General features: G+C 67.8%; 23 protein-coding genes and 1 pseudogene. 14 read left to right on the forward strand and 10 right to left on the reverse strand.

Features of this window, described 5'->3' with window-relative positions:
• Positions 1–65: 65 nt before the first annotated feature.
• Positions 66–728, reverse strand: coding sequence for a class II aldolase/adducin family protein (locus tag F464_RS0100910; protein ID WP_018987879.1), 663 nt, complete (start codon positions 726–728; stop codon positions 66–68).
• Positions 725–1,792, reverse strand: a complete 1,068-nt coding sequence (gene mtnA / locus F464_RS0100915; protein WP_018987880.1) for an S-methyl-5-thioribose-1-phosphate isomerase — start codon at positions 1,790–1,792, stop codon at positions 725–727. The genes F464_RS0100910 and mtnA overlap by 4 nt, the downstream gene beginning before the upstream one ends.
• Before the next feature lie 168 nt (positions 1,793–1,960).
• Between mtnA and F464_RS0100920 the strand changes: the two genes are divergently transcribed.
• The 4 genes from F464_RS0100920 to F464_RS0100935 are packed head-to-tail and all read left to right on the forward strand — an operon-like array spanning position 1,961 to position 6,397.
• Positions 1,961–3,118, forward strand: coding sequence for a pyridoxal phosphate-dependent aminotransferase (locus F464_RS0100920; RefSeq protein WP_026295637.1), 1,158 nt, complete (start codon positions 1,961–1,963; stop codon positions 3,116–3,118).
• A 53-nt stretch (positions 3,119–3,171) separates the two neighbouring features.
• Positions 3,172–3,426: a PP0621 family protein gene (locus tag F464_RS30160; RefSeq protein WP_084600395.1), complete on the forward strand. Its 255-nt coding sequence runs from the start codon at positions 3,172–3,174 to the stop codon at positions 3,424–3,426.
• A 2-nt stretch (positions 3,427–3,428) separates the two neighbouring features.
• Positions 3,429–5,009, forward strand: coding sequence for a sensor histidine kinase (locus F464_RS0100930; RefSeq protein WP_018987883.1), 1,581 nt, complete (start codon positions 3,429–3,431; stop codon positions 5,007–5,009).
• Positions 5,006–6,397: a sigma-54-dependent transcriptional regulator gene (locus F464_RS0100935; RefSeq protein WP_018987884.1), complete on the forward strand. Its 1,392-nt coding sequence runs from the start codon at positions 5,006–5,008 to the stop codon at positions 6,395–6,397. The genes F464_RS0100930 and F464_RS0100935 overlap by 4 nt, the downstream gene beginning before the upstream one ends.
• 121 nt (positions 6,398–6,518) lie before the next feature.
• Here the strand turns inward: F464_RS0100935 and F464_RS27695 are convergent, their stop codons facing one another.
• Entirely contained in the window at positions 6,519–6,992 is a 474-nt protein-coding gene (locus F464_RS27695) for a hypothetical protein (protein WP_018987885.1), read from the reverse strand.
• On the opposite strand from F464_RS27695, the gene F464_RS31290 reads away from it, so the two are divergent.
• A complete protein-coding gene (locus F464_RS31290) occupies positions 6,991–7,134 on the forward strand; it encodes a hypothetical protein (RefSeq protein ID WP_018987886.1) in 144 nt (47 codons plus the stop codon). The genes F464_RS27695 and F464_RS31290 overlap by 2 nt on opposite strands.
• A 250-nt stretch (positions 7,135–7,384) precedes the next feature.
• Here the strand turns inward: F464_RS31290 and F464_RS31865 are convergent, their stop codons facing one another.
• Both F464_RS31865 and F464_RS32000 read right to left on the reverse strand, forming a co-directional pair.
• On the reverse strand, positions 7,385–7,702 hold the full coding sequence (locus F464_RS31865) for a type IV secretion system prepilin (RefSeq protein WP_408605225.1): 318 nt from the start codon (positions 7,700–7,702) through the stop codon (positions 7,385–7,387).
• Positions 7,703–7,719: 17 nt separating this feature from the next.
• Positions 7,720–7,831 (reverse strand): annotated as a pseudogene (locus tag F464_RS32000) (pilin); the annotation flags it as partial.
• Between the two features lie 550 nt (positions 7,832–8,381).
• Here F464_RS32000 and F464_RS0100950 point away from each other — a divergent pair.
• Positions 8,382–8,681 carry a nucleotidyltransferase family protein gene (locus F464_RS0100950; protein ID WP_026295638.1) on the forward strand — a complete coding sequence of 100 codons (300 nt, stop codon included), beginning with the start codon at positions 8,382–8,384 and terminating at the stop codon, positions 8,679–8,681.
• A complete protein-coding gene (locus F464_RS27700) occupies positions 8,678–9,007 on the forward strand; it encodes a hypothetical protein (RefSeq protein WP_018987889.1) in 330 nt (109 codons plus the stop codon). The genes F464_RS0100950 and F464_RS27700 overlap by 4 nt, the downstream gene beginning before the upstream one ends.
• Before the next feature lie 132 nt (positions 9,008–9,139).
• Here F464_RS27700 and F464_RS0100960 read toward each other — a convergent pair whose 3' ends face one another.
• From F464_RS0100960 to F464_RS0100980, 5 genes are all read right to left on the reverse strand, one after another.
• A complete protein-coding gene (locus F464_RS0100960; RefSeq protein ID WP_018987890.1) occupies positions 9,140–12,310 on the reverse strand; it encodes an efflux RND transporter permease subunit in 3,171 nt (1,056 codons plus the stop codon).
• A gap of 10 nt (positions 12,311–12,320) precedes the next feature.
• Entirely contained in the window at positions 12,321–13,871 is a 1,551-nt protein-coding gene (locus F464_RS0100965; RefSeq protein WP_018987891.1) for an efflux RND transporter periplasmic adaptor subunit, read from the reverse strand.
• Entirely contained in the window at positions 13,868–15,223 is a 1,356-nt protein-coding gene (locus F464_RS0100970; protein ID WP_018987892.1) for a TolC family protein, read from the reverse strand. The genes F464_RS0100965 and F464_RS0100970 overlap by 4 nt, the downstream gene beginning before the upstream one ends.
• Positions 15,224–15,327: 104 nt before the next feature.
• Positions 15,328–15,678 (reverse strand): copper-binding protein, encoded by a 351-nt coding sequence (locus F464_RS0100975; protein WP_018987893.1) that lies wholly within the window; start codon positions 15,676–15,678, stop codon positions 15,328–15,330.
• 37 nt (positions 15,679–15,715) lie between these two features.
• Positions 15,716–16,270, reverse strand: coding sequence for a cupredoxin domain-containing protein (locus F464_RS0100980; protein WP_018987894.1), 555 nt, complete (start codon positions 16,268–16,270; stop codon positions 15,716–15,718).
• A gap of 151 nt (positions 16,271–16,421) precedes the next feature.
• Here F464_RS0100980 and F464_RS0100985 point away from each other — a divergent pair, with 151 nt between their 5' ends.
• The 7 genes from F464_RS0100985 (at position 16,422) to F464_RS0101015 (ending at position 20,999) form a co-directional block, all read left to right on the forward strand.
• A complete protein-coding gene (locus F464_RS0100985; protein ID WP_018987895.1) occupies positions 16,422–17,093 on the forward strand; it encodes a heavy metal response regulator transcription factor in 672 nt (223 codons plus the stop codon).
• On the forward strand, positions 17,093–18,574 hold the full coding sequence (locus F464_RS27705) for a heavy metal sensor histidine kinase (protein WP_018987896.1): 1,482 nt from the start codon (positions 17,093–17,095) through the stop codon (positions 18,572–18,574). Before F464_RS0100985 ends, F464_RS27705 begins: the two co-directional genes overlap by 1 nt.
• Before the next feature lie 14 nt (positions 18,575–18,588).
• The gene (locus F464_RS0100995; RefSeq protein ID WP_018987897.1) at positions 18,589–19,068 is read left to right on the forward strand and encodes a DUF411 domain-containing protein; all 480 of its coding nucleotides are present in this window, start codon (positions 18,589–18,591) and stop codon (positions 19,066–19,068) included.
• Positions 19,069–19,099: 31 nt separating this feature from the next.
• Positions 19,100–19,435, forward strand: a complete 336-nt coding sequence (locus tag F464_RS27710) for a hypothetical protein (RefSeq protein WP_018987898.1) — start codon at positions 19,100–19,102, stop codon at positions 19,433–19,435.
• A complete protein-coding gene (locus F464_RS0101005) occupies positions 19,425–19,892 on the forward strand; it encodes a c-type cytochrome (RefSeq protein ID WP_018987899.1) in 468 nt (155 codons plus the stop codon). Before F464_RS27710 ends, F464_RS0101005 begins: the two co-directional genes overlap by 11 nt.
• Positions 19,893–19,971: 79 nt before the next feature.
• Complete coding sequence (locus F464_RS0101010) at positions 19,972–20,679, forward strand: AzlC family ABC transporter permease (protein ID WP_018987900.1); 708 nt, start codon at positions 19,972–19,974, stop codon at positions 20,677–20,679.
• Positions 20,673–20,999, forward strand: coding sequence for an AzlD domain-containing protein (locus tag F464_RS0101015; protein WP_018987901.1), 327 nt, complete (start codon positions 20,673–20,675; stop codon positions 20,997–20,999). Before F464_RS0101010 ends, F464_RS0101015 begins: the two co-directional genes overlap by 7 nt.
• Positions 21,000–21,128: the final 129 nt, after the last annotated feature.

Consider the following 21,128-nt stretch of genomic DNA (forward strand, 5'->3'; position numbering starts at 1 on the left):
GGGATGTCGGCGACCATTGGATTGGCGGGATGCGCTGCGCTCCTCCCGCCCTACGATTCGCTCCGTCAGCTCGCCCGCGGCTTGCCGTACCAGCGGAAGCACTCCACGACCTCGGCCATCTCCGCATCCGACAGCAGCACCGGCTCGCCGAGCTGGCGCGTACGCCAGTACTGCTCGCACAGGGTCTCGAACTCGATCGCAAGATCCAGCGCGTTGTCGAGATCGCGTCCGAACACCAGCATGCCGTGGTTCGCCATCAGGCAGGCCGAGCGCCCGTCCATCGCGGCGAGGATGTTGTCCGACAGCGCCTGCGTGCCGAAGGTCGCGTAGCGCGCGCAGCGCACGGTGTTGCCGCCGAAGCGCGCGATCATGTAATGGAAGGGCGGGATTCCGATGCGCTGGCACGCGAGCGAAGTCGCGAAGGGCGCGTGCGCGTGCAGGATCGCACCCGCTTCCGGGCGTCGCGCGTAGAGATCGTGGTGGAAGCGCCATTCGCTCGACGGCGCCAGGGGGCCGCTGGCTGTGCCGTCCTCGCCGACGATCGCCATGTCGTCCGGACCGCATGCGGCAGGCGGCATCCCGCTGGGCGTGATCAGCATGCCGCCGTCGATGCGCACGCTGACGTTTCCCGCGGTGCCCTTGTTGAGCCCGGCCGCGCTCATCGCGTGCGCGGTGGCGAGGAGGCGTTCGCGCAGTTCCCGCAGTTCCTTATGGACCGAAAGCTTCATCGCGCAGCGTCCGGATACAGGTCGCGCAAGCGTCCGGGCGCACACACGCCGCGCTCCGTGATGATGCCGGTGATGCAGCCGGCGGGCGTCACGTCGAAGGCGGGGTTGGCCGCGGCGGTGGTTTCGGGCGCGAGGCGCAGCGTCTTCACCGCGCCGTCGCTGTCCAGTCCGAGCACCGTGCACACTTCGATCGGGCCGCGATCCTCGATCGGGATCGCGCTGCCGTCGGCGCAGCCGAAATCTACGGTCGAGAACGGGGCAGCGATGTAGAAGGGCACGCCATGTTCGCGCGCGGCGAGCGCCTTGAGATAGGTGCCGACCTTGTTCGCGGCGTCGCCGTTGGCCGCGACTCGGTCCGCGCCGGTAATGACGACATCGACCTCGCCGCGCGCGAGCAGGATGCCCGCCGCGTTGTCGGCGATGAGGCGCAGCGGCACGCCGGCCTCGCGCAGCTCCCACGCGGTGAGCAGGCCCTGGTTGCGCGGGCGCGTCTCGCTCACCCACACCTCGACCGCGAGGCCGCGCGCCTGCGCTTCATACACCGGCGCGAGCGCCGTGCCGGCGCCGCAGGTCGCGAGCCAGCCGGCGTTGCAGTGGGTCATCACGCGCAGCGGGCGGCCGAGCCCGGCAGCGAGGCGTTCGAGGATCGCATGGCCGTGCCCGCCGATCGCGGCGCACATTCCGGCGTCGTCGCGGTGGATGGTTTCGGCTTCGCGCCAGGCCGCAGCCAGGCGCTCGGCAGGCGCGAGGTGGCGCAGGCGTTCGCGCATCTGCCCGATTGCCCAATGCAGGTTGACGGCGGTCGGCCGGGTCGCGGCGAGCGTCGTCAGCGCATGGTCGAGGCGCGCGTCGCTGGCATCGGTAGCGAGGGCGATCGCGACGCCGTAGGCCGCGGTCGCGCCGATCAGGGGGGCGCCGCGCACCTGCATCGAGTGGATCGCCGTCGCGACCTCCTCGAGCGTGGCGAGGCGGCGCAGCTCGCATGCGTGCGGCAGCAGGGTCTGGTCGAGGATGACGACGGCGGCGCCGTCGCGGCGGATCGTGGGAATGGGCTGGGTGAACATCAAAGTATTTTAGCCTGCAGCGTTTCGTCCGGAAGCTGGCAGGCGGTCGTTTTGTCGTGGGAGCTCCCACAGGGAAAAAAACGAGCTGCCGCGTTTTCCTTTTCGCAATTGGTGATCGGTTTGCGCTCTGCCAAAATGTTTCGATTCGCCGAACAAGAGCCTGAAACCATGCCGCATTTTCCCGCGCCCCTCGAATCCCGCCTGCCGCATGTCGGCACGACGATCTTCACCGTCATGTCGCGCCTCGCGCAGGAATGCGGGGCGATCAACCTGTCGCAAGGGTTCCCGGACTTCAACGCCGAGGACGTGCTGTTCGAGCGCGTCGCGCACTGGATGCGTGCGGGCCACAACCAGTACGCGCCCATGGGCGGTGTCGCGCCGCTGCGGGAAGCGATCGCGCACAAGGTGTCGGCGCTGTATGGCACGGACTACGATCCCGAAACCGAGGTCACGGTGACGGCCGGTGCCACACAGGCGCTGTTCACCGCCATCGCCGCGCTGGTGCGCCCGGGCGACGAGGTCATCGTGTTCGAGCCGGTGTATGACTCCTACGCGCCCGCGATCGAGCTGCAGGGCGGGCGCGTCGTACGCATGCAACTGACGGCGCCCGACTACCGGCCGGACTGGGGCGCGGTCGCCGAGGCGATCACGCCGCGCACGCGCATGATCATGATCAACAGCCCGCACAACCCCACCGCGACGGTGTGGACCGCAGGCGACATGGCGCGGCTGGCGGCGCTGACGCACGGCACCGGCATCGTGGTCGTCTCGGACGAGGTCTACGAGCACATCGTCTTCGACGGCCTGCGCCACGAGAGCTGCGCCCGTCATGCGGACCTGGCCACGCGCAGCCTCATCGTGTCGAGCTTCGGCAAGACCTATCACATCACCGGCTGGAAGGTCGGCTACGTCGTCGGGCCGCGCGAGCTGATGGCGGAGTTCCGCAAGGTGCATCAGTTCAACGTGTTCACCGTGAATACGCCGGTGCAGCTCGCGCTGGCCGACTACATGGCGGACGCCTCGCGTCACGAGAAGCTCGCGGCTTTCTACGCGGGCAAGCGCGATTTCTTCCGCGATGCGCTCGCCGGTTCGCGCTTCGAGCTGCTGCCGTCGTCCGGCACCTATTTCCAGCTCGCGCGCTACCACGCGATTTCGGACGAACCCGATACCGCTTTCGTGCAGCGGCTCACGCGCGAGACGGGCGTCGCGGCGATTCCCGTGTCGGCCTTTTTCGCCGACGGCCGCGACGAGCGCGTGATCCGCTTCTGCTTCGCGAAGAACGAGGCGACGCTGGCGGCAGCCTGCGAGCGCCTGCGGCAGGTGTGACACCGGGCACGTGCTAAACTTCCCCGGCTGATATACCGCTCACATCGTCCATCGTGCGAAACCTGCTCTTATTCATCCTCGTCCTGATCGGCATCTGGTGGGTGCGCCGCGCTCTGAACCGCCCGAATGACGGGAGCGGAGCGGGGAGCAAAGGGCGCGGTGCGGGCCGCGGCAACTCCCCCGAACGCATGCTCGGCTGCGACCATTGTGGCATCCACGTCCCCGAGAGCGAAGGCGTGCGCGATGGCGAGCGCTTCTTCTGTTGCGAGGAGCATCGCCGGCTCGGCGCTCGGCGCCAGGAACCCTGAGGATGCGTGTCGCTGCGGAGGAACGTCGCGATCTCGCGCGCCGGGGGCCCCTGCGCTACCTCAACCTCTTCCGCCTGATCCTCGCCGGGCTGTTCGTCGTCGCGGGTCTCGAGCTCAATCTGGGCACGGACGCCCCGCAAGTCTTCAAGGCTGCGGCCTTCGCCTACCTCGCCGCCGTGCTCGCCTTCGGCTTCCCCGATGCCGCGCGGCGTTTTGGCGTAGATCGCATCATCACGATGCAGGCCGTCATCGACATCTGCGTCCTGACGGCGATGATGTGGGCCAGCGGCGGATACCGCAGCGGCATGCCGGTGCTGATGATGGTCGTTCTGGCCGGTGTCGGCCTCGTCGCCGAAGGGCGCATGGTGCTCTTCTACGCCGCGCTTGCCACGGTCGCCGTGCTGACCGAGAACGTGTGGCGTTTCGTCGCCGGGGAGCGGGCGGCGGACTTCCTGCAGGTCGCCTTCGTCTGCACCGCCTTCTTCGGCATCGCCATCACCGCGCGTTTCCTCGCGTTGCGCGCGAAGGCCAACGAATCGCTCGCGGTGCAGCGCGGCGAGGCGCTCGTAAAGCAGCAGGCGGTCAACGAGCGCATCATCCATGACATGCAGGACGGCGTGCTGGTGGTCGCGGCGGACGGCGTCGTCAGCCAGGCCAATCCACGTGCCGCCGAGCTGCTGGGTTTGAGCAGTGTCGATGGACTGCGTCTGACCGATGTCGACGAGAATTTCGCCGACGTCCCCAACTGCTGCAGCGGGCCCGAAGGCAGCCTGCGCCGCCTCGGGCCGGCCGGGAAGCTGCTGCGTTGCCGTGCTGTCGGCGCGCAGAAGGATGAGCAGGATCGCGCGGACGGGCAGGGTGCCGCGGGGGGCGAGACGGTGATCTATCTCACCGATTTCGAGGAAATCCAGACCCACATCCAGCAGCTCAAGCTCGCCGCGCTGGGGCGTCTCACCGCCAGCATGGCGCACGAGATCCGCAATCCGCTTTCCGCCGTCACGCAGGCGGCGGAGCTGCTGACGGAGGAGAAGCGCGGCGACGTCCAGGTCCGCCTCGTGCGCATCATCAACGACAACGCGCGCCGCATCGAGCACATGATCCGCGACGTGCTGGCGCTGGGACGGCGTGACGAGACCTTGCCCGAGGCGCTGCCGCTGGCATCCTTCGCGTGCGGCCTGATCGACGAATTCGCCCTGCGCGGCGGCGCCGAGCGTGCGATTTTCGCGATCGACATCCCCGGCGATGCGACTTTCGCCGTCGACCGTGCCCACATGCACCAGATCCTCGACAACCTCATCCGCAACGCCCGCCGTTACTGCTCCGGCGGGCCCGGTTCGGTGCACGTGTACGCCCGCGTCGAGGCTGGCGGAAGGGTGGCCGTGCACGTCGTCGACGACGGCCCCGGCATTGCCGCAGCAGACCTTCCGCGCATGTTCGAGCCCTTCTTCACGACGCACCCCAAGGGCACCGGGCTGGGCCTCTACATCTCCCGCGAACTGGCCGAAGCCAATGGCGCCACGCTCGAATTGCGCGACAATGCGCCCGGCGCCCATTTCGTGCTCACCGGACGGAGTCAGCCATGAACACACACGAACGACGCAACCGCCCCGCCGGAGTCGACGTCCTGGTCATCGACGACGAAGAGGACATCCGCGAAGTTCTGGAGCTCTCGCTGCTGCGCATGGGGCTCGCGTGCGACACCGCGGGAACGGTGGCGGATGCGCGCCGCCTGCTCGCGGAGAAGACCTACCGCCTGTGCCTCACCGACATGCGCCTGCCCGACGGCGACGGGCTGGAACTCGTCGCGCACATCCAGGCGCACGCACCGGGCCTGCCCGTTGCCGTCGTCACCGCCTTCGGCAGCATCGAAACAGCAATCCGTGCGCTGAAGTGCGGCGCCTTCGACTTCGTCACCAAACCGGTCGAACTCAAGGCACTGCGCGAACTCGTCAGCCATGCGCTGAAGCTGCAGACCGACGCCACACCGGCGTCCGGTGCCGGCGGTGCGACGCGCACCCTCATCGGCGGCTCCCCGGCGCTCGAGCACCTGCGCGCACAGATCGCCAAGCTAGCGCGCAACCAGGCGCCGGTCTTCATCCAGGGCGAATCGGGCACAGGCAAGGAAGTGATCGCCCGCCTCATCCACGACCTCGGTCCGCGTGCGTCGGCGCCCTTCGTGCCGGTGAACTGCGGCGCGATTCCGCCCGAGCTCATGGAGAGCGAGTTCTTCGGCCATCGCAAGGGCGCCTTCACCGGCGCCGTGTTCGACAAGGATGGCCTCTTCCAGGCCGCACGTGGCGGTACCCTGTTTCTCGACGAGGTCGCCGATTTGCCGCTGGCGATGCAGGTGAAGCTGCTGCGCGCAATCCAGGAGCGTGCCGTGCGCCCGGTCGGCGCCCACGCCGAAGAATCCGTCGATGTACGCATCCTCTCGGCCTCGCACCGCGACCTCGCGCAACTCGTCGCCGACGGCAAATTCCGCCAGGACCTCTACTTCCGCATCAACGTCATCACGCTGCGGGTGCCCCCGCTGCGTGAACGGCCGGAAGACATCCCCGAACTGGCCGCGCACATCCTCGCGCGGCTCGCCGAGCGCGATGGCGTCCCCCCGCACCGTCTTGCACCCGACGCCGTCGCTGCCCTGAAGCAGCACCCCTTTCCCGGCAACGTCCGCGAGCTCGAAAACCTCCTCGAACGCGCGTGCGCGCTGTGCGAGGGTGACGAGATCGGCGCCGGCGACGTCGACCTGCACCCCACGGAAGGCATCGCCCAACCGTTCTGCGCTTTCGGGGCGGCGGACACCTTCGTCGCCGATCCGGATGCCGATGCGACCGAGGACGGCGAGGACGAGCGCGTGCGGATCCTGCGAACGCTCGACGAAACGCGCTGGAACCGCAGCGAGTCGGCGCGCCGGCTGGGCATGACGCTTCGGCAGCTGCGCTACCGACTGCAGAAGTGGGGGATGGAGTGAGGGTCTCCGAGGGGGCTGGGGGTCTGGGGGCTGTGCCCCCGAGGTTGCAAAAAAAAAAAAGAGACCGCCTCAGCGGTCTCCTTCGGGGGTAGGGGAAGTCAGGAAAATCGTGGTCTGTCCCCTATTTTCCCTTCGCCCTATTTTCCCTTCGCGTAAGTTCAGTGATGCGTTCCGCGATGGACGTGAACTCTGAACGTTCCGGCGTGTCGGCCATTTGTGCGCGAATGGGATTCAGGTCGACATAGGTCATCGCCGACAGGATGGCTTGCTCGTCCAGCAGCGCTTGGCTCTTGAAGCGTCCTTCCCAGAACCGCCCCGTGAAGTCGTCTTCGGCGTTGGCCTGTCGCGCGATGGATTCATTGAGCATCCGCATGAACCACGACAGATCCTTCAGCCTCGACCGGTATTTTTCGACGAGTTGGTCAATGACATGCAAGGTGGTTGCGGCCGGTGTGCCGCTGCGGGCTGCCAGAAAGTCTCGCACTGCAGGCGGACCGTCGAAGAGCTGCGTCCAGCGCCGCAGCACCTCGTCGCGGGACCAGTTGGTGGCGCGTTCAGTGTCGACGCGGACGACGAGATGGAAATGATTGCTCATGACCGCATACGCGGCGACATCGATGGCGAAGACTGCGGACAGTCTGCCTGATTCGATCAACGATCCAGCCGCGGCGATGCTCGAAGCATCGACCGGTGTAATGGTCCTTGCCGCACAGGAACGCGCGCCGCACGCAGCGTGAGACGATGTGATACCAGGGCGTATCGGCGAGGCAGACGAGAGCGGTGCGCGGGCGAGTCAAGAGTCGTGCTTCTCGATATATGTTTAAAGCATATCAAGGAGGGTAAAACGAAGTTAAAACAAAGTGGGTGTCCCTTTGTTTCATGTCCTTTGTTTCATGATGCTATCTGAAAAGCAGAAGGGACCGCCGAGGCGGTCCCTTCTTTCATGCGGCGGAAGGCGCTTCGCTTTTCCGCCCTACGCTAGCTGAATCACACGCCGGTCTTCGCCTTCGTGCAGCCTCCGCCGGTCGCGTATGTCCAATTGATGTTTGCCTGTGCAACGGTACCAGTTGCGGTAATCGTGCAGCTGCTAAGAGTTGCATCGCCAGTAAGAATGTAGATTGCCGTTCCACCGATCCCATTTGTTCCAGCGGTAAAGGTGCCGCGCGTAATCGCGACGGCGCCTTTGGATGCGGTGGTCGGCATCGTGGTTCCGATCTTAGTGTCGTCATTGCAAGCGGTGGGATCGCCACCGTTTTCCTGAATGCAAATACCCGTTGCGGTTTTTGTGGATTCAATCGCCGCCATGGCATCTTGATACTTCGCGCGAGTAACATAATCCTGATATTGCGGAATCGCCACCGCCGCCAAAATACCGATAATCGCCACAACGATCATCAGTTCGATCAGGGTAAAGCCTTGTTGAACCTTTTTCATGATGCTCTCCTTGATGGAAACCACGGAAAACCCGCTTGGCTTCCCTGTTGCAACGCGCGTGCCACTTTTTTTCGGCTCTCCATCTGGGCGCGCAAGTTCACTGAAAACAATATTAAAACAATTGCTTAGGAAGTTGCGCAGGCCGTGGGCCTGTCGTTCCGCATCCGGTCATTCCGTGACAATTGTCACAAAATGCGTCAACAGCCGACAGGATGACAGCGGAAATTGTCAAGCATTGACAATGTCACCGAACGGAACCGGCAGGCCTCGACTTACCCTTCCGGAAGCTCCGAAACGCCCCACCGCTACTGCTCGCCCAGCCTCGAAGCCATTTGGACGAGGCAGCCTGTAGCGGCGGCAGGAAAACGGGGTCAGACCCCGATTCCTTCGACGTCGAACACGCTGACCACATCGATGTCTGGCGCGTGCTGCATGGGACGCGGGACATCCCCGCGTGGATGCGTGAGAGTGGCGATGCACCGTATTGATCGGGCAGACGCCCCAGTGCCATGTAGGATGAACCGGCACAGGTTCCCACGGGACTGACCCCATGAGACTCAGTACGGAGCAAGCGAGGGTGATCCGGCAAGCCGCCGCCGAGGTCTTCGGCGACGAGGCGGGCGTATGGTTGTTCGGTTCGCGTGCGGACGACACCAGGCGCGGCGGAGACATCGATCTGCTGGTGTCGCCGGTGCGCCTGGATGCGCAGGAGCGCTTGTTGCGCAAGATCCGGTTTCTGGCGTGCCTGGAGCGCTGTCTCGGCGAGCGCAAGGTTGACGTCGTGATCGAGGCACCGGGCGATGAGCGCCCCATCGTGCGCGTCGCGCATCAAACGGGAGTCCGGCTGTGACCCTCTCCCCGGAGTTGCCGGCGCTTCGGCAGGCTCTCGAGAATTGCCGGCTGCATGAGACGGGCGTGCGCGATGCGCTGGACGATCTGGCGCTGCGTGCGTTGTGCGGCGCGGACCTTGAAGCGCTTGGAAAGGATGACCGCCGTCTTCTTGATCAGTTCGCCTATCGCTATCTGCGACTGCAGGATGACATGGGGGCGCGACTCATGCCGGCGGTGTTACGCGCGTTGGGCGAGGAGGTTGCGTCGATGGCGGCGCTCGATCGCTTCGCCAGGCTGGAGCAGTTGGGCTGGCTTTCAGGAAAAGGCGCGGATCAGGTGGCCTGAGCTTTGAATTACCCGGATCGTTTGATAGGGGAGAATCCTGCGCAGTTCAGAGCAATGTTGCCGCGCTTGTTCTCGCCTTGTCTGAATGCGTGACGTTATCTACGCGCCGATGAAGGAAATCCTGCGCATCCATCAGGCTCTGTCCGGTTCCGGGGAGGCGACGGTGGCGCCCGATTCCATCCCCCGCCGCAGCTCCCATTCCTTCACCAGCGCATAGATCGCCGGAATCACGCCCAGCGTGAGCACCGTCGATGACAGCATGCCGCCGACCATGGGCGCGGCGATGCGGCTCATGACTTCGCTGCCGGTGCCGCTGCCCCACATGATGGGCAGCAGGCCGGCGATGATGGCGACCACGGTCATCATCTTGGGGCGGACGCGTTCGACGGCGCCTTCCATGATCGCGTGGTAGAGGTCGGCCGCATCGGGTAGCCGGCCCTCGGCCTGGCGCTGGGCTTTGATCGTTTGCCACGACTGGTCGAGGTAGATCAGCATGACGACGCCGGTTTCGGCGGCGACGCCGGCCAGCGCGATGAAGCCGACGGCGACGGCGACGCTGATGTTGTAGCCGAGCCACCACATCAGCCAGATGCCGCCGACCAGCGCGAAGGGGACCGAGAGCATGACGATCAGGGTTTCGGTGAGGCGGCGGAAGTTGAAGTACAGCAGCACGAAGATGATCGCGAGGGTGAGCGGGACGACGACGACGAGCTTTTCCTTGGCGCGCTCCATGTATTCGAACTGGCCGCTCCAGGTGGCGTAGTAGCCCGGCGGGAAGTCGACCTTTTCGGTGACGGCGCGGCGCGCGTCGGCGACGTAGGAGCCGATGTCGCGGTCGCGGATGTCGACGAACACGTAGGCGGTGAGGAGCGCGTTCTCGGTGCGGATGGCGGGCGCGCCCTTGGTGAGCGAGACCTTGGCGAGCTGTCCGAGCGGGAGGTTGCCGCCGGCGGGGAGCGGCACGAAGACCTCGGCGGCGATGCGGCGCGGGTCGTCGCGCAGGTCGCGCGGGTAGCGCACGGCGACGGTGTAGCGTTCGAGGCCTTCGACGGTGGTCGTGACCGGGTCGCCGCCGAGCGCGGTGGCGACGACCATCTGGAAGTCGTCGACGGTGATGCCGTAGCGTGCGAGCTGGGCGCGGTCGGGGGTGATGTCGAGGTAGAAGCCGCCGGTGACGCGCTCGGCGTAGGCGCTGGTTGTGCCAGGGACGTCGCGCACGGCTGCTTCGACTTCGCGCGCGAGGCGTTCGATGACGGTGAGGTCCTTGCCGAAGACTTTGACGCCGATCGGCGTGCGGATGCCGGTCGAGAGCATGTCGAGGCGGGCCTTGATCGGCATGGTCCAGGAGTTGGCGACGCCGGGGAACTTCAGTGCGGCGTCCATCTCGGCGATGAGCTTGTCGGTCGTCATGCCGGGGCGCCATTCGGCCTGCGGCTTGAGGTTGATGACGGTTTCGAACATTTCGAGCGGGGCGGGGTCGGTGGCGCTGCTGGCGCGACCGGCCTTGCCGTACACGGATTCGACTTCGGGGAAGGTCTTGATGATGCGGTCGGTAGTCTGCAGCAGTTCGCCGGCCTTGGTCACGGACATGCCGGGGAGCGAGGCGGGCATGTAGAAGAGGGTGCCCTCGTTGAGTGTGGGCATGAACTCCGAACCGATGCGGCTGGCGGGGAAAATGGTGATCGCCATCGAGATCGCCGCGGCGATCAGGGTGAGCCAGCGGTGGCGCATGACCCACGCGATGATCGGGCGGTAGAGCCAGATCAGCACGCGATTCACCGGGTTCTTCGCCTCGGGCATGATGCGGCCGCGGATGAAGAGCATCATCAGCACCGGCACAAGCGTCACCGACAGCAGCGCGGCGCCCGCCATCGCGAAGGTCTTGGTGAAGGCGAGCGGCGAGAACATGCGGCCTTCCTGGCCTTCGAGCGTGAACACCGGCAGGAAGGACACCGTGATGATCAGCAGCGAGAAGAACAGCGCCGGGCCGACTTCCTTGCATGCGCGGATCATCGTCTCGGCGCGTTCCGCCGTGCCCGCGTCGTGGGGGAGGCGTTCGAGGCGCTTGTGGGCGTTCTCGATCATCACGATGGCGGCGTCGACCATCGCACCGATGGCGATCGCGATGCCGCCCAGGCTCATGATGTTGGAGCCGAGGCCGAGCGCGCGCATCGCGATGAAGGCGATGAGGATGCCGATCGGCAGGGTAATGATCGCGACCAGCGCGCTGCGCACGTGCATCAGGAATACGATGCAGACGACGGCGACGATGAGGCTTTCCTCGAGCAGCGTCCCCTTGAGGTTGGTGATCGCGCGCTCGATCAGCGCCGAGCGGTCGTAGACCGGGACAATGGAGGTGCCTTCGGGAAGCCCCGCGGAGATCTCGCTGATCTTGGCCTTGACGTTGGCGATCACGTCTAGCGCGTTCTGGCCGAAGCGCGCCATGACGATGCCGGACGCGACTTCGCCTTCGCCGTTGAGCTCCGCGATGCCCCGCCGCTCGGCGGGGACCATCTCGACGCGCGCGATGTCGCGCACCAGCACGGGCGTGCCGCCTTCGCTCTTGAGCACAAGGTTGCCGATATCCTCGGTGTTCCTGAGGTAACCGCGGCCGCGCACCATGTACTCGGTTTCGGCCAGTTCGACGACGCGCCCGCCGACGTCGCGGTTGGAGGCGCGGATCACCTGGGAGACGCGGTCGAGCGGGATGCCGTAGGTGGCGAGCCGGTGCGGGTCGACGGTGACCTGGTATTCCCTGACGAAGCCGCCGAGGCTCGCGACTTCGGCGACGCCGTGCGCCTTGGTGAGCTGGTAGCGCACGTACCAGTCCTGCAGGCTGCGCAGTTCGGCGAGCGAGCGGTCCTTGCCGGTGAGGGCGTATTGGTACACCCAGCCGACGCCGGTCGCGTCGGGGCCGATCTGCGGGGCGACGCCGGCGGGCATGCGGCCGGCGGCCGAGGACAGGTATTCGAGCACGCGCGAGCGCGCCCAGTAGATGTCGGTGCCGTCCTCGAAGATTACGTACACATAGGACGCGCCGAACATCGAGAAGCCGCGCACGACCTTGGCCTTGGGCACGGCCAGCAGCGCGGTGGTGAGCGGGTAGGTGACCTGGTCCTCGACGACCTGCGGCGCCTGGCCGGGGTAGTCGGCGTAGACGATCACCTGCACGTCGGAGAGGTCGGGCAGGGCGTCGACGGGTGTTTTTTTCAGCGCATAGATGCCGGCGGCGCTGACGAACAGCGTCGCCAGCAGGACGAGGAAGACGTTGCGCGCGGACCAGTCGATGAGGCGGTTGAGCATTCTGGACCCCTCAGTGTCCCTTGTGGCCGGCGGATGCCGGTGCGGCGGCTTCGACGCGCGTGATCGCGAATTCGCCCGGCACATGCTGTTCGAACTCGAAGCGGATCGCGCTGCCCGGGGCGATGCCCTTGACGACCTCGGGCGAGGCCAGGTTGAAGTCCATCGTCATCGGCGGCCACTTCAGCGCGGGGATCTCGCCGTGGGTGATGCTGACGGTGCCGGCCGAGGTGTCGATCGCGTCGAGCGTGCCTTCGGCGGAGTAGTGTTGCGTCGCGGCGGTGCCGCTGTCCTTGCTCGCGGTGAAGGTCGCGAGTGCAGCGCGCAGGTTGCTTTCGGCGTCGATGAGGAAGTTCGCCGAGACGACGACGGAATCGCCCGCCGCGACGCCTTCGAGGATTTCGACATGCTCGCTGCCGCGCCGGCCGACCTTGACGGGTCTGGGCGCGAAGCGGCCTTCGCCCTGCGCGACGAGCACGACCTGGCGCTCGCCGCTGTCGATCAGCGCGGACGTGGGCACGGTCAGCGCCGGGGCGGTGGTGCCGGTCGCGACTTCGGCATGCGCGAAGAGGCCGGGACGCAGCAGCCCGTCGGGGTTCGCCAGTTCGAGGCGGATGGGCGTGGTGCGCGTCGCGGCGTCCAGCGTCGGGTAGAGATAGGCGACTTTCGCGGTGAAGCTGCGTCCCGGGAAGGCGTCGAGCGTGACCGTCGCAGGCTGGCCGGCCTTCACGCGCGGGAGGTCGCGTTCATATACGTCGGCGAGCACCCAGACGGTGGAGAGGTCGGCGATGCGGTAGAGCGCATCGCCGGGCATGAAGCGCATGCCTTCGACGGCCTTCTTCTCCAGCACGACGCCGTTCGCGGGCGAGGTGAAGGTGAGGCGTCCACCGGCAGCCTTCGCGCCTTCGGGCAGCTTCATCTGCCAGTTCGACACGCGCGCGCGCGTCGCGTCGGCGAGGCGCTTTGCGGAGTCCGCGGCGGCGGGGTCGTTCGCGGCGTCGTGCTGCAGGCGTTCGGCGATCTGCAGTTCGGAGCCGGCGGAGAGGAGTTCCGGGCTATACACCGAGAACAGCGCCTGGCCGCGGCGCACCGGGTCGCCGCTGGCGTTGACGTGCAGGCGCTCGATCCAGCCTTCGAAGCGCGGCGCGACGTCGACGGTCGTGCGTTCGTTGATCGCGACGCGGCCCACGACACGCACCGGTTCGCCGAGCGTGCGCAGCTCGGCGACGGCCGTGCGCACCCCCAGCGTCTGCAGGCGCGAGGGGCTGACGGTGACGGCGCCGCTGTCGTCCGCGCCGGCGTCCTCGCCTTCGTACACCGGGATGTAGTCCATGCCCATCGAGTCCTTCTTCGGCACCGGCGAGGTGTCGGGCAGGCCCATCGGGTTGCGGTAGTAGAGGATCTTCTTCGCTCCCGGGGCGGTGGCCGCGGGGTTCGAGTCGGAGGATGCGGTGGGCGCGATGGGGGCGGCGTGGTCCGCGTTGCGGGTGCCGGCGAAGTAGCCGGCGGCGAGCGCGACGGCGACTGCGAGCGTGGTGAGGGTGAGTCGTGCGGCGGGTGTCACAGGGCGTCTCCGACCAGTTTCTCGATTTCGAACAGGGCCGTGCGGGCTTCGGTATCGGCCTGCAGCAGGCTGCTGCGGGTGTCGACGAGCTGGCGCTCGGCTTCGAGCACGGCGTCGAAGTCGACGCGGCCGGTCTCGAAGGCCGCGCGGGTGGTGTCGCGCGTGGCCTGCGCCTGCGGCAGCAGCGTGCCGCGGATCAGGCGCCGGGTTTCCTGCGCGCTGGTGAACATCGACCAGGCGGTGCCGAGTTCGCCGTCCAGGCGCGAGGCGGTTGCCTCGCGGCGGGCGTCGGCGGCGGTGAGCATCTGTGCCGCCTCGCGCTCGCGCGCACGGCGTGCCGATTGCTGCAGCGGGATCATGACCTCGAACATCACGTCCCAGGACTGATCCTCGCCGCGCGGGCGGTTGTTGGTCAGGCCGACCGAGTAGTCCGGGTAGCGGTCGGCGAAGGTGCGTTCGCGTTCGAGCTGCGCGGCTTCGATGCCGCGCTCGTCCGCCATGATCGCGGGGTTGGCCGCGCGGGCGCGGGCGATCAGCGCGGGAAGATCAAGCGCCGAGGGCAGCGCGGGGGGCTCCGCCGGCGCGGCGAGCGGCGCGTCGGGCGAGCGTGCGAGGATGCCGTTGAGGGCGGCAGCCGCGCTGCGCCGGCGCTGCTCGATGCCGACCTGCGCGATGCGCTGGGTGGTGATCTCGCGCTGGGCGCGCAGCACCGCCTGCTGCGGGACGAGGCCCTGGCGGTAGCGCGCGAGGGTCGCTTCCTCGAGTCCGCCGAGGAGCGCGAGGGATTCGCGTGCGAGCGCGGCTTCGCGGTCGGCGGCGTAGTAGCGCAGCCACGCGTTCTTGACCGCCGCGGCGAGATCGAGCCAGGCCGCGTCCAGCCCGGCGGCGGCCTGATCGGCCTTGGCGGTCGCGGTGCGCGTCTGCAGGTCGCGCTTGCCCCAGCCGGGGAGCGCCTGGATGATGCGGTAGCGGGTCTCGCCGACGCGCCCCGGGACGAGCGTCGTGCCGCCGCCGCGCATCTGGTTGGTGAAGTCCATCAGCTCGACTTGGACGTTCGGGTCGGGCAGGGCGCCGGCCGAGTCCGTGCGTTCGCGCGCGGCCGCGGTTTCGGCGCGCTGGGCGGCGAAGCCGTGGTTGCTGGCGCGGGCGTGTTCGAGCAGGCCGGCGATGTCTGCGCCGAGGGCGGGCGAAGCGGGCAGGGAGGCGGCCGCGGGCGTTGCGACGGGAAAACTCGGGGGCAGCGAGCCGGGGTCGTCCTGTGCGTGGGCGGCGGCGCCTGAAAAGGTGAGCGCCGCAATGAGGACGGTGGCGCACAGGTGCCGCGGTCCGGTCCTCGTCAGGGACGAAGTCATCGTCTGGACTCTGCTAAAAGGTTGTTGTTTTTGCCAGCATCGGTTCGCGTGAAAGCTGGGGACAGCTGGCGGCCTCGCGAACGCCTTGTCCGCGAGGCCGGGGTTCACTTCAGTACTTCCAGCTGCTTGACGCTGAACGCGCCGTCGACACGTTCGGCGACGAAGCGGATCTTGTCGCCCGCCTTGACCTGGTCCAGCATCGCCGCGTCGCCCGCACGGAAGGCCATCGTCATTCCGGGCATGCCCAGGTTTTCGAGCGGGCCGTGGGCGATGGTGATCTTGCCGGCGGCCTTGTCGACCTTGCGCACCGTGCCTTCGGTCGGCGCCACCGGTTTCGCCGATGCGTCGGCCATCATGTGCGCGCCGTGGCTGCCGTGCGCATCGTGAGTGTTCTGCGCGAATGCCGCCGGGGCGCTCAGGCAGGCGGCAGCGATCAGGAGGAGTTTGATTTTCATGATGTCGGTCTCGTGAGGGGTTCGTGGGGCGGGAGCGTCAGCCGGCTTTGGCGTGGTTCTTCGCGCGTTGGGCGCGGGCGGCGGGCTTGACGTCGATCGTGCCGACCATGCCGGCGTCGAAGTGGCCCGCGATCAGGCAGGCGAACTCGAACGGACCGGGGCGGTTGAAGGTCCATACGATCTCGACCGTGCCGCCGGGCGGCACATGCGCCATCCAGGGGGCGTCGTGCTCCATGTCGGGAAACTTCTTCATCAGTTCGGCGTGTTCGACCAGGGTCTTGCGCGTGCCGAGCACCAGTTCGTGCAGCGTCGTGCCGTCGTTGCGTGCGACCAGGCGTACCGTTTCGCCTTCGCGCACTTCGATGCGTTCGGGTGTGAAGCGCATGCGGTCGTCCATGCGGATCGTGATCGTGCGCACGGCCTCGCGGCGCAGGCCGGCCACACCCCAGTCCTGCTGCTCGCGCATGACGGAGTCGTCGATCTTCGCCTCGTGCGTGGCGGTTCCATGGGCGCTGGCGACGAGCGGGAGCGTGGCGGCCGCGGCGGCGAGCAGCAGTCCGTTCATGCGTGCGGAAAAGCGGAAGGTCGGCATGCCGGGTCCTGGGATGATGTGCTTGTCGAGATGATGGGGAGGCGTCGGCGACGCGAGGCTGACGCGAAGATTACATCTTTGTAATCATGAGCGCGGGTCCGGGGCGGGGGGGCACAATGCGCCGCAAGAGCAGGAACCGAGGGACGCGCAAGTGAAGATCCTGATTGTCGAGGACGAAATCAAGACGGGCGACTACCTCCGCCAGGGGCTGGTCGAGGCGGGCTTCGTCGTCGACCTCGCGCGCGACGGGATGGACGGGCTGCACCTCGCGCTGACCGGCGATTACGATCTAGTCATTCTCGACGTGATGCTGCCCGGCCTCGACGGCTGGAGCGTGCTGCAGACGGTGCGCCGCGCGGGGCGCGAGATGCCGGTGCTGTTCCTGACCGCGCGCGACCAAGTCGAGGACCGCGTGCGCGGACTGGAGCTGGGGGCGGACGACTACCTCGTGAAGCCCTTCGCGTTTTCCGAGCTGCTGGCGCGCGTGCGCACGCTGCTCAGGCGGGGCAAGACCAAGGAGCCGGAGCTGCTGCGCGCGGCGGACCTGGAACTCGACCTGCTGCGCCGGCGGGTGACGCGGGCGGGCCAGCGCATCGACCTGACCGCCAAGGAGTTCGGCCTGCTGGAGTTGCTGCTGCGCCGGCAGGGGGAAGTGCTGCCGCGTTCGCTGATCGCCTCGCAGGTATGGGACATGAACTTCGACAGCGACACCAACGTGATCGAGGTCGCGGTGCGCCGCCTGCGCGCCAAGGTCGATGACCCGTTCGAGCCCAAGCTGATCCGCACCGTGCGCGGCATGGGCTACGTCCTCGAGGCACCGTGATGCAGAGGTTTTCGCTCACCTTGCGCCTGACGCTGCTGTTCGGCGGGCTTTTCGCCGCGGTGCTGCTGGGCCTGGGCATCTATATCTCGGCGACGGTCGAGCGTCATTTCGAGGAAGGCGATCTCGTCGAACTGCACGGCAAGCTCGAACTGGCGCGTTCGGTGCTCGCGCAGGTGGGCGAGGAGGGCGATTTCGCGAACGTCGCGCAGCAGCTCGACAGCGCGTTGGTGGGGCACCACAGCCTGGCGATCGCGGTGCTGAGGGACGAGGGGCGCGGCGAGATCCTGTTCGCGTCGTCGGGGGCGGATTTCCCTGTGCAGGCGGTGCGGGTCGATCCCGGTTCCGATGCGACCGCCTTTCCGCCAGCCCACACCTGGGAGCAGGGCGGGCACATCTACCGCGGTGTGGTGGCGAGCGCGCCCACGGGCATTGCCGGGGCCCCGGCGGCCCGCGTCGTGGTGTCGATGGACATCGAGCATCACCGCGCCTTCATGCGCGACTTCGAGCGTTCGCTGTGGTTCGCGGTGGCGCTTGCGATCGTGGCGACGGGCCTGCTCGGTGCGGTCGCCGCTCGCGGTGGGCTCGCGCCGCTGCGCAAGATGGCCGAGGTCGCGCGCGGCGTGTCGGCGCAGCGCCTCACCGCGCGCATCGATACGCGCAGGCTGCCGGTCGAGCTCGAATCGCTGGCGGGCGAACTGAACGCGATGATGGTGCGCCTGGAAGACGGTTTCCGGCGCCTGAGCGAATTCTCGTCGGACATCGCGCACGAACTACGTACGCCGGTGAGCAACCTCATGACGCAGACCGAGGTCGCGCTCGGACGCGCACGCGGTGCGGACGAGTATCGCGAGATCCTGCAGTCGAACCTGGAGGAGTACGAGCGGCTCGCTCGCATGATCGCCGACATGCTCTTCCTCGCGCAGGCGGACAACGGCCTGCTGCCGCGGCCGGCCGAGACGCTGTCGCTCGCCGGGGAGGCGGGGGCTCTGGCCGAGTTCTACGAGGCGCTGGCGGAGGAGAAGGGGCTGCGGATCGAGGTCGGCGGCGATGCGCGCGTGCAGGGCGACCGGCTGATGCTGCGGCGCGCGGTGTCGAACCTGCTGTCGAACGCGCTGCGTCATGCGGCACCGGGCGGTGTCGTGCGCATCGCAATCGACACGGCAGGGGACGAGGCGCGGCTCGCGGTCGGCAACCCCGGCGAGACCATCCCGCCCGAGCACCTCTCGCGCATCTTCGACCGTTTCCACCGCGTCGACCCGTCGCGCACCCGTCAGGGCGATGGTGCGGGGCTGGGGCTGGCGATCACGCGCTCGATCGCCGAAGCGCATGGTGGCCGCGTCGTAGTCGAATCGGTCGGCGGCCTCACCACCTTCACGCTGTATCTGCCGCTCGCGTCCGCCGATGCGCGCATGGCGGCAAGCGGGCCGGGCGGGACGGAACCTCCGTCTTCCGCAAGCGGCCAAACGTCGGTAACCGTCTGAGTCAGAGGAAAACCATGAAGTCGCACACCCCGTCCCGTTCCGCCCGCCGTCCCTTCGCCGCCCTCTCCGCCCTCGCCGCGCTGGCGCTGGCCGCGGCCTTCTCCGCGCCGGTGCTGGCTGCCGGCGAGGAAGTCGTGATGTACAAGGATCCCAACTGCGGCTGCTGCGGCAAATGGGCCGAGCACATGCGCGAGGCCGGTTTCAAGGTGAAGGAGGTCCGCAGCAGTGACATGGGCACGATCAAGCGCGAGGCGGGGGTGCCGCAGGCGCAGACCTCCTGCCATACTGCAAAAGTCGGCGGGTATTTCGTCGAAGGGCATGTGCCTGCGGCCGACGTGAAGCGCCTGCTGGCGGAGAAGCCGAAGGTCGTCGGCATTTCGGCGCCGGGCATGCCGCAGGGTTCGCCCGGGATGGAAGGGCCGTATCCCGCGGACCGCTACAAGGTCGTGAGCGTCGCTGCCGACGGCAAGACCAGCGTCTTCGCCAGCCATTGAGCCCCGTGCCGAGGGGCACCGGAGAGTCGACATGAGCAGGAAGCTCGCCGCCGCCCTGGGGGCGGCCGTTTTGCTGACGATGAGCGCGGGCGTGTCCGCGCAGCAGGCGGGCACCGTGACGGGTGACCGCGCCGGCGACATGACGGCGGACCTGCTCCTGGTGCGTCCGCTCGGCCTGGTCGGCACGGTGATCGGCGCTGCGGTGTTCGTCGTCGCGCTGCCCTTCACGCTGCCGACGGGCTCCGCCGGCGATGCCGCGCACGAACTCGTCGGCAAGCCCTTCGAATACACCTTCAACCGCCCGCTCGGCGACTTCCACTACTGCGGGGCGGACCGCCACCCCTGCGGCGACCGGCGTGATCCGTAAGGCCGGCCCGCGCCTGCTGCGGCAGGCAACGCTCGCCGCGGCCGTACTCGTTGCCCTGTCGGGCTGCGGCGGCGGGGGCGACGGCGGGATCGATCCGAAGGACGGTGCGCAGGTCGCGCGCGGCGAGGCGCTGTACCGGCAGCACTGCGCAGCCTGCCACGGCGCGAATCGCGAAGGTCAGCCCGACTGGCGCCAGCGCAAGGCCGACGGGCGCCTGCCCGCGCCGCCGCACGATGCGTCCGGCCACACCTGGCACCATCCGAACGAGCTGCTCGTGAACATCGTGCGCGAGGGCATGGTGCCGCCGTGGGCGCCCGAAGGCTACGCGAGCGACATGCCGGCGTTCGCCCGCGTGCTGTCCGACGACGAGATCCGCAGCACGCTCGCCTTCATCCAGAGCCGCTGGCCGGCCGAGGTGTGGGCCGCGCGTGCGCAGATGGCGCAGCAAGGTCGCTGAGGGAAGTTCCGTATGCCGGCGCGGCAAATGCGCTGGTATCCTAGGCTGCTTTTTCCGTTTCAGGTCAAAGCATCCCCCCATGAACGAGTCCTTCAAACGCGGCGCCCGCGAAGGTGTCCGACTGATGCTGCCGATGTCGGTCGGCCTCATCCCGTGGGCCATCGTCACTGGCGTGGCGATGCGCTCGACGGGCCTGTCCGTGGTCGAGTCGCTGGGCATGAACCTGATCGTCTATGCGGGCACCGCCCAGCTCGGCACGCTGCCGCTGATCGCCGCCGGCGCGCCGCTGTGGCTGATCTTCGTGACTGCGCTGGTGCTCAACCTGCGCTTCGTGATCTTCAGTGCGGCACTTGCGCCGGCCTTCCACGGCGCGTCGTGGTCGAAGCGCCTGCTGTCGGGCTATCTGCTCGTCGACGGGCTGTTCGTGCTGTGTGCGGATCGCCTGCTGCGCGCCGACGATCCGCACTGGCGCTGGGGTTTCTACGTGGCACCGGCGCTGTTGTGCTGGAGCATGTGGCAGCTCGGCGGCATCGCCGGGATTCTTGGGGCGGGCGTGTTCCCGAAGGACTGGTCGCTGGAGTTCATGACGACCATCGCGTTGATGGTGATGCTGGTGCCGATGGTGCGGCAGCGCGCGATGCTCGTCGCGACGCTGGTCGGCGGCCTGGGCGCCGTGTTGCTGCGCGGCTTGCCGCTCAGGCTCGGTGTCATCGCCGGGATCGCCCTCGGCATCGCGGCTGGTTTCGTTGCCGAGCGCTGGACGGAGAAGCGGAGGCAGGCATGGTAGAGGGGGTATGGCTGTGGCTGACGCTGCTGGCGATCGGCTCGACGACGATTCTCACGCGCGGCAGCTTCGTGCTCAGTGGCGAGGGCGCACGCCTGCCGCCGGCGCTGCAGCGTGCGCTGCGCTATGCACCCGCCGCGGCGCTGTCGGCGCTGATCACGCCGGACCTGCTGCTCGACGCAGGGGCGTTCGATCCGGTGAATCCCAAGTTCGCCGCCGGTATCGTCGTCGCGCTCGCCGCAATGCGTTCGCGTAGCCCGTGGCTGCCCTTCATCGCCGGCATGGGCGTGCTGCTGGTGCTGAGGAAGGGGCTGGGCTGGTAGCGCCGTGACAGGCTGCAGGGCGGGAGGAGCGAAGTGCATCCCGCCACTCCAGGCGCCGGGATCCCCCCGAACGCCGCATGGCGGGATACGCCTTCGGCTCCTCCCGCCCTACGATCGGGGCCCCGACCG

The organism is Aromatoleum toluclasticum ATCC 700605 (assembly GCF_000378245.1).
Taxonomy (GTDB): Bacteria; Pseudomonadota; Gammaproteobacteria; order Burkholderiales; family Rhodocyclaceae; genus Aromatoleum; species Aromatoleum toluclasticum.

Excerpts from the sequence above, each read along its gene's own strand:
- F464_RS0100910 (WP_018987879.1), bottom strand. The coding sequence starts at position 728 with ATGAAGCTTTCGGTCCATAAGGAACTGCGGGAACTGCGCGAACGCCTC.
- mtnA (WP_018987880.1), bottom strand. The coding sequence starts at position 1,792 with ATGTTCACCCAGCCCATTCCCACGATCCGCCGCGACGGCGCCGCCGTC.
- F464_RS0100920 (WP_026295637.1), top strand. The coding sequence starts at position 1,961 with ATGCCGCATTTTCCCGCGCCCCTCGAATCCCGCCTGCCGCATGTCGGC.
- F464_RS0100930 (WP_018987883.1), top strand. The coding sequence starts at position 3,429 with ATGCGTGTCGCTGCGGAGGAACGTCGCGATCTCGCGCGCCGGGGGCCC.
- F464_RS0100935 (WP_018987884.1), top strand. The coding sequence starts at position 5,006 with ATGAACACACACGAACGACGCAACCGCCCCGCCGGAGTCGACGTCCTG.
- F464_RS31290 (WP_018987886.1), top strand. The coding sequence starts at position 6,991 with ATGACCGCATACGCGGCGACATCGATGGCGAAGACTGCGGACAGTCTG.
- F464_RS27695 (WP_018987885.1), bottom strand. The coding sequence starts at position 6,992 with ATGAGCAATCATTTCCATCTCGTCGTCCGCGTCGACACTGAACGCGCC.
- F464_RS31865 (WP_408605225.1), bottom strand. The coding sequence starts at position 7,702 with ATGGCGGCGATTGAATCCACAAAAACCGCAACGGGTATTTGCATTCAG.
- F464_RS0100950 (WP_026295638.1), top strand. The coding sequence starts at position 8,382 with ATGAGACTCAGTACGGAGCAAGCGAGGGTGATCCGGCAAGCCGCCGCC.
- F464_RS0100960 (WP_018987890.1), bottom strand. The coding sequence starts at position 12,310 with ATGCTCAACCGCCTCATCGACTGGTCCGCGCGCAACGTCTTCCTCGTC.
- F464_RS0100970 (WP_018987892.1), bottom strand. The coding sequence starts at position 15,223 with ATGACTTCGTCCCTGACGAGGACCGGACCGCGGCACCTGTGCGCCACC.
- F464_RS0100975 (WP_018987893.1), bottom strand. The coding sequence starts at position 15,678 with ATGAAAATCAAACTCCTCCTGATCGCTGCCGCCTGCCTGAGCGCCCCG.
- F464_RS0100980 (WP_018987894.1), bottom strand. The coding sequence starts at position 16,270 with ATGCCGACCTTCCGCTTTTCCGCACGCATGAACGGACTGCTGCTCGCC.
- F464_RS27705 (WP_018987896.1), top strand. The coding sequence starts at position 17,093 with ATGCAGAGGTTTTCGCTCACCTTGCGCCTGACGCTGCTGTTCGGCGGG.
- F464_RS0100995 (WP_018987897.1), top strand. The coding sequence starts at position 18,589 with ATGAAGTCGCACACCCCGTCCCGTTCCGCCCGCCGTCCCTTCGCCGCC.
- F464_RS27710 (WP_018987898.1), top strand. The coding sequence starts at position 19,100 with ATGAGCAGGAAGCTCGCCGCCGCCCTGGGGGCGGCCGTTTTGCTGACG.
- F464_RS0101010 (WP_018987900.1), top strand. The coding sequence starts at position 19,972 with ATGAACGAGTCCTTCAAACGCGGCGCCCGCGAAGGTGTCCGACTGATG.
- F464_RS0101015 (WP_018987901.1), top strand. The coding sequence starts at position 20,673 with ATGGTAGAGGGGGTATGGCTGTGGCTGACGCTGCTGGCGATCGGCTCG.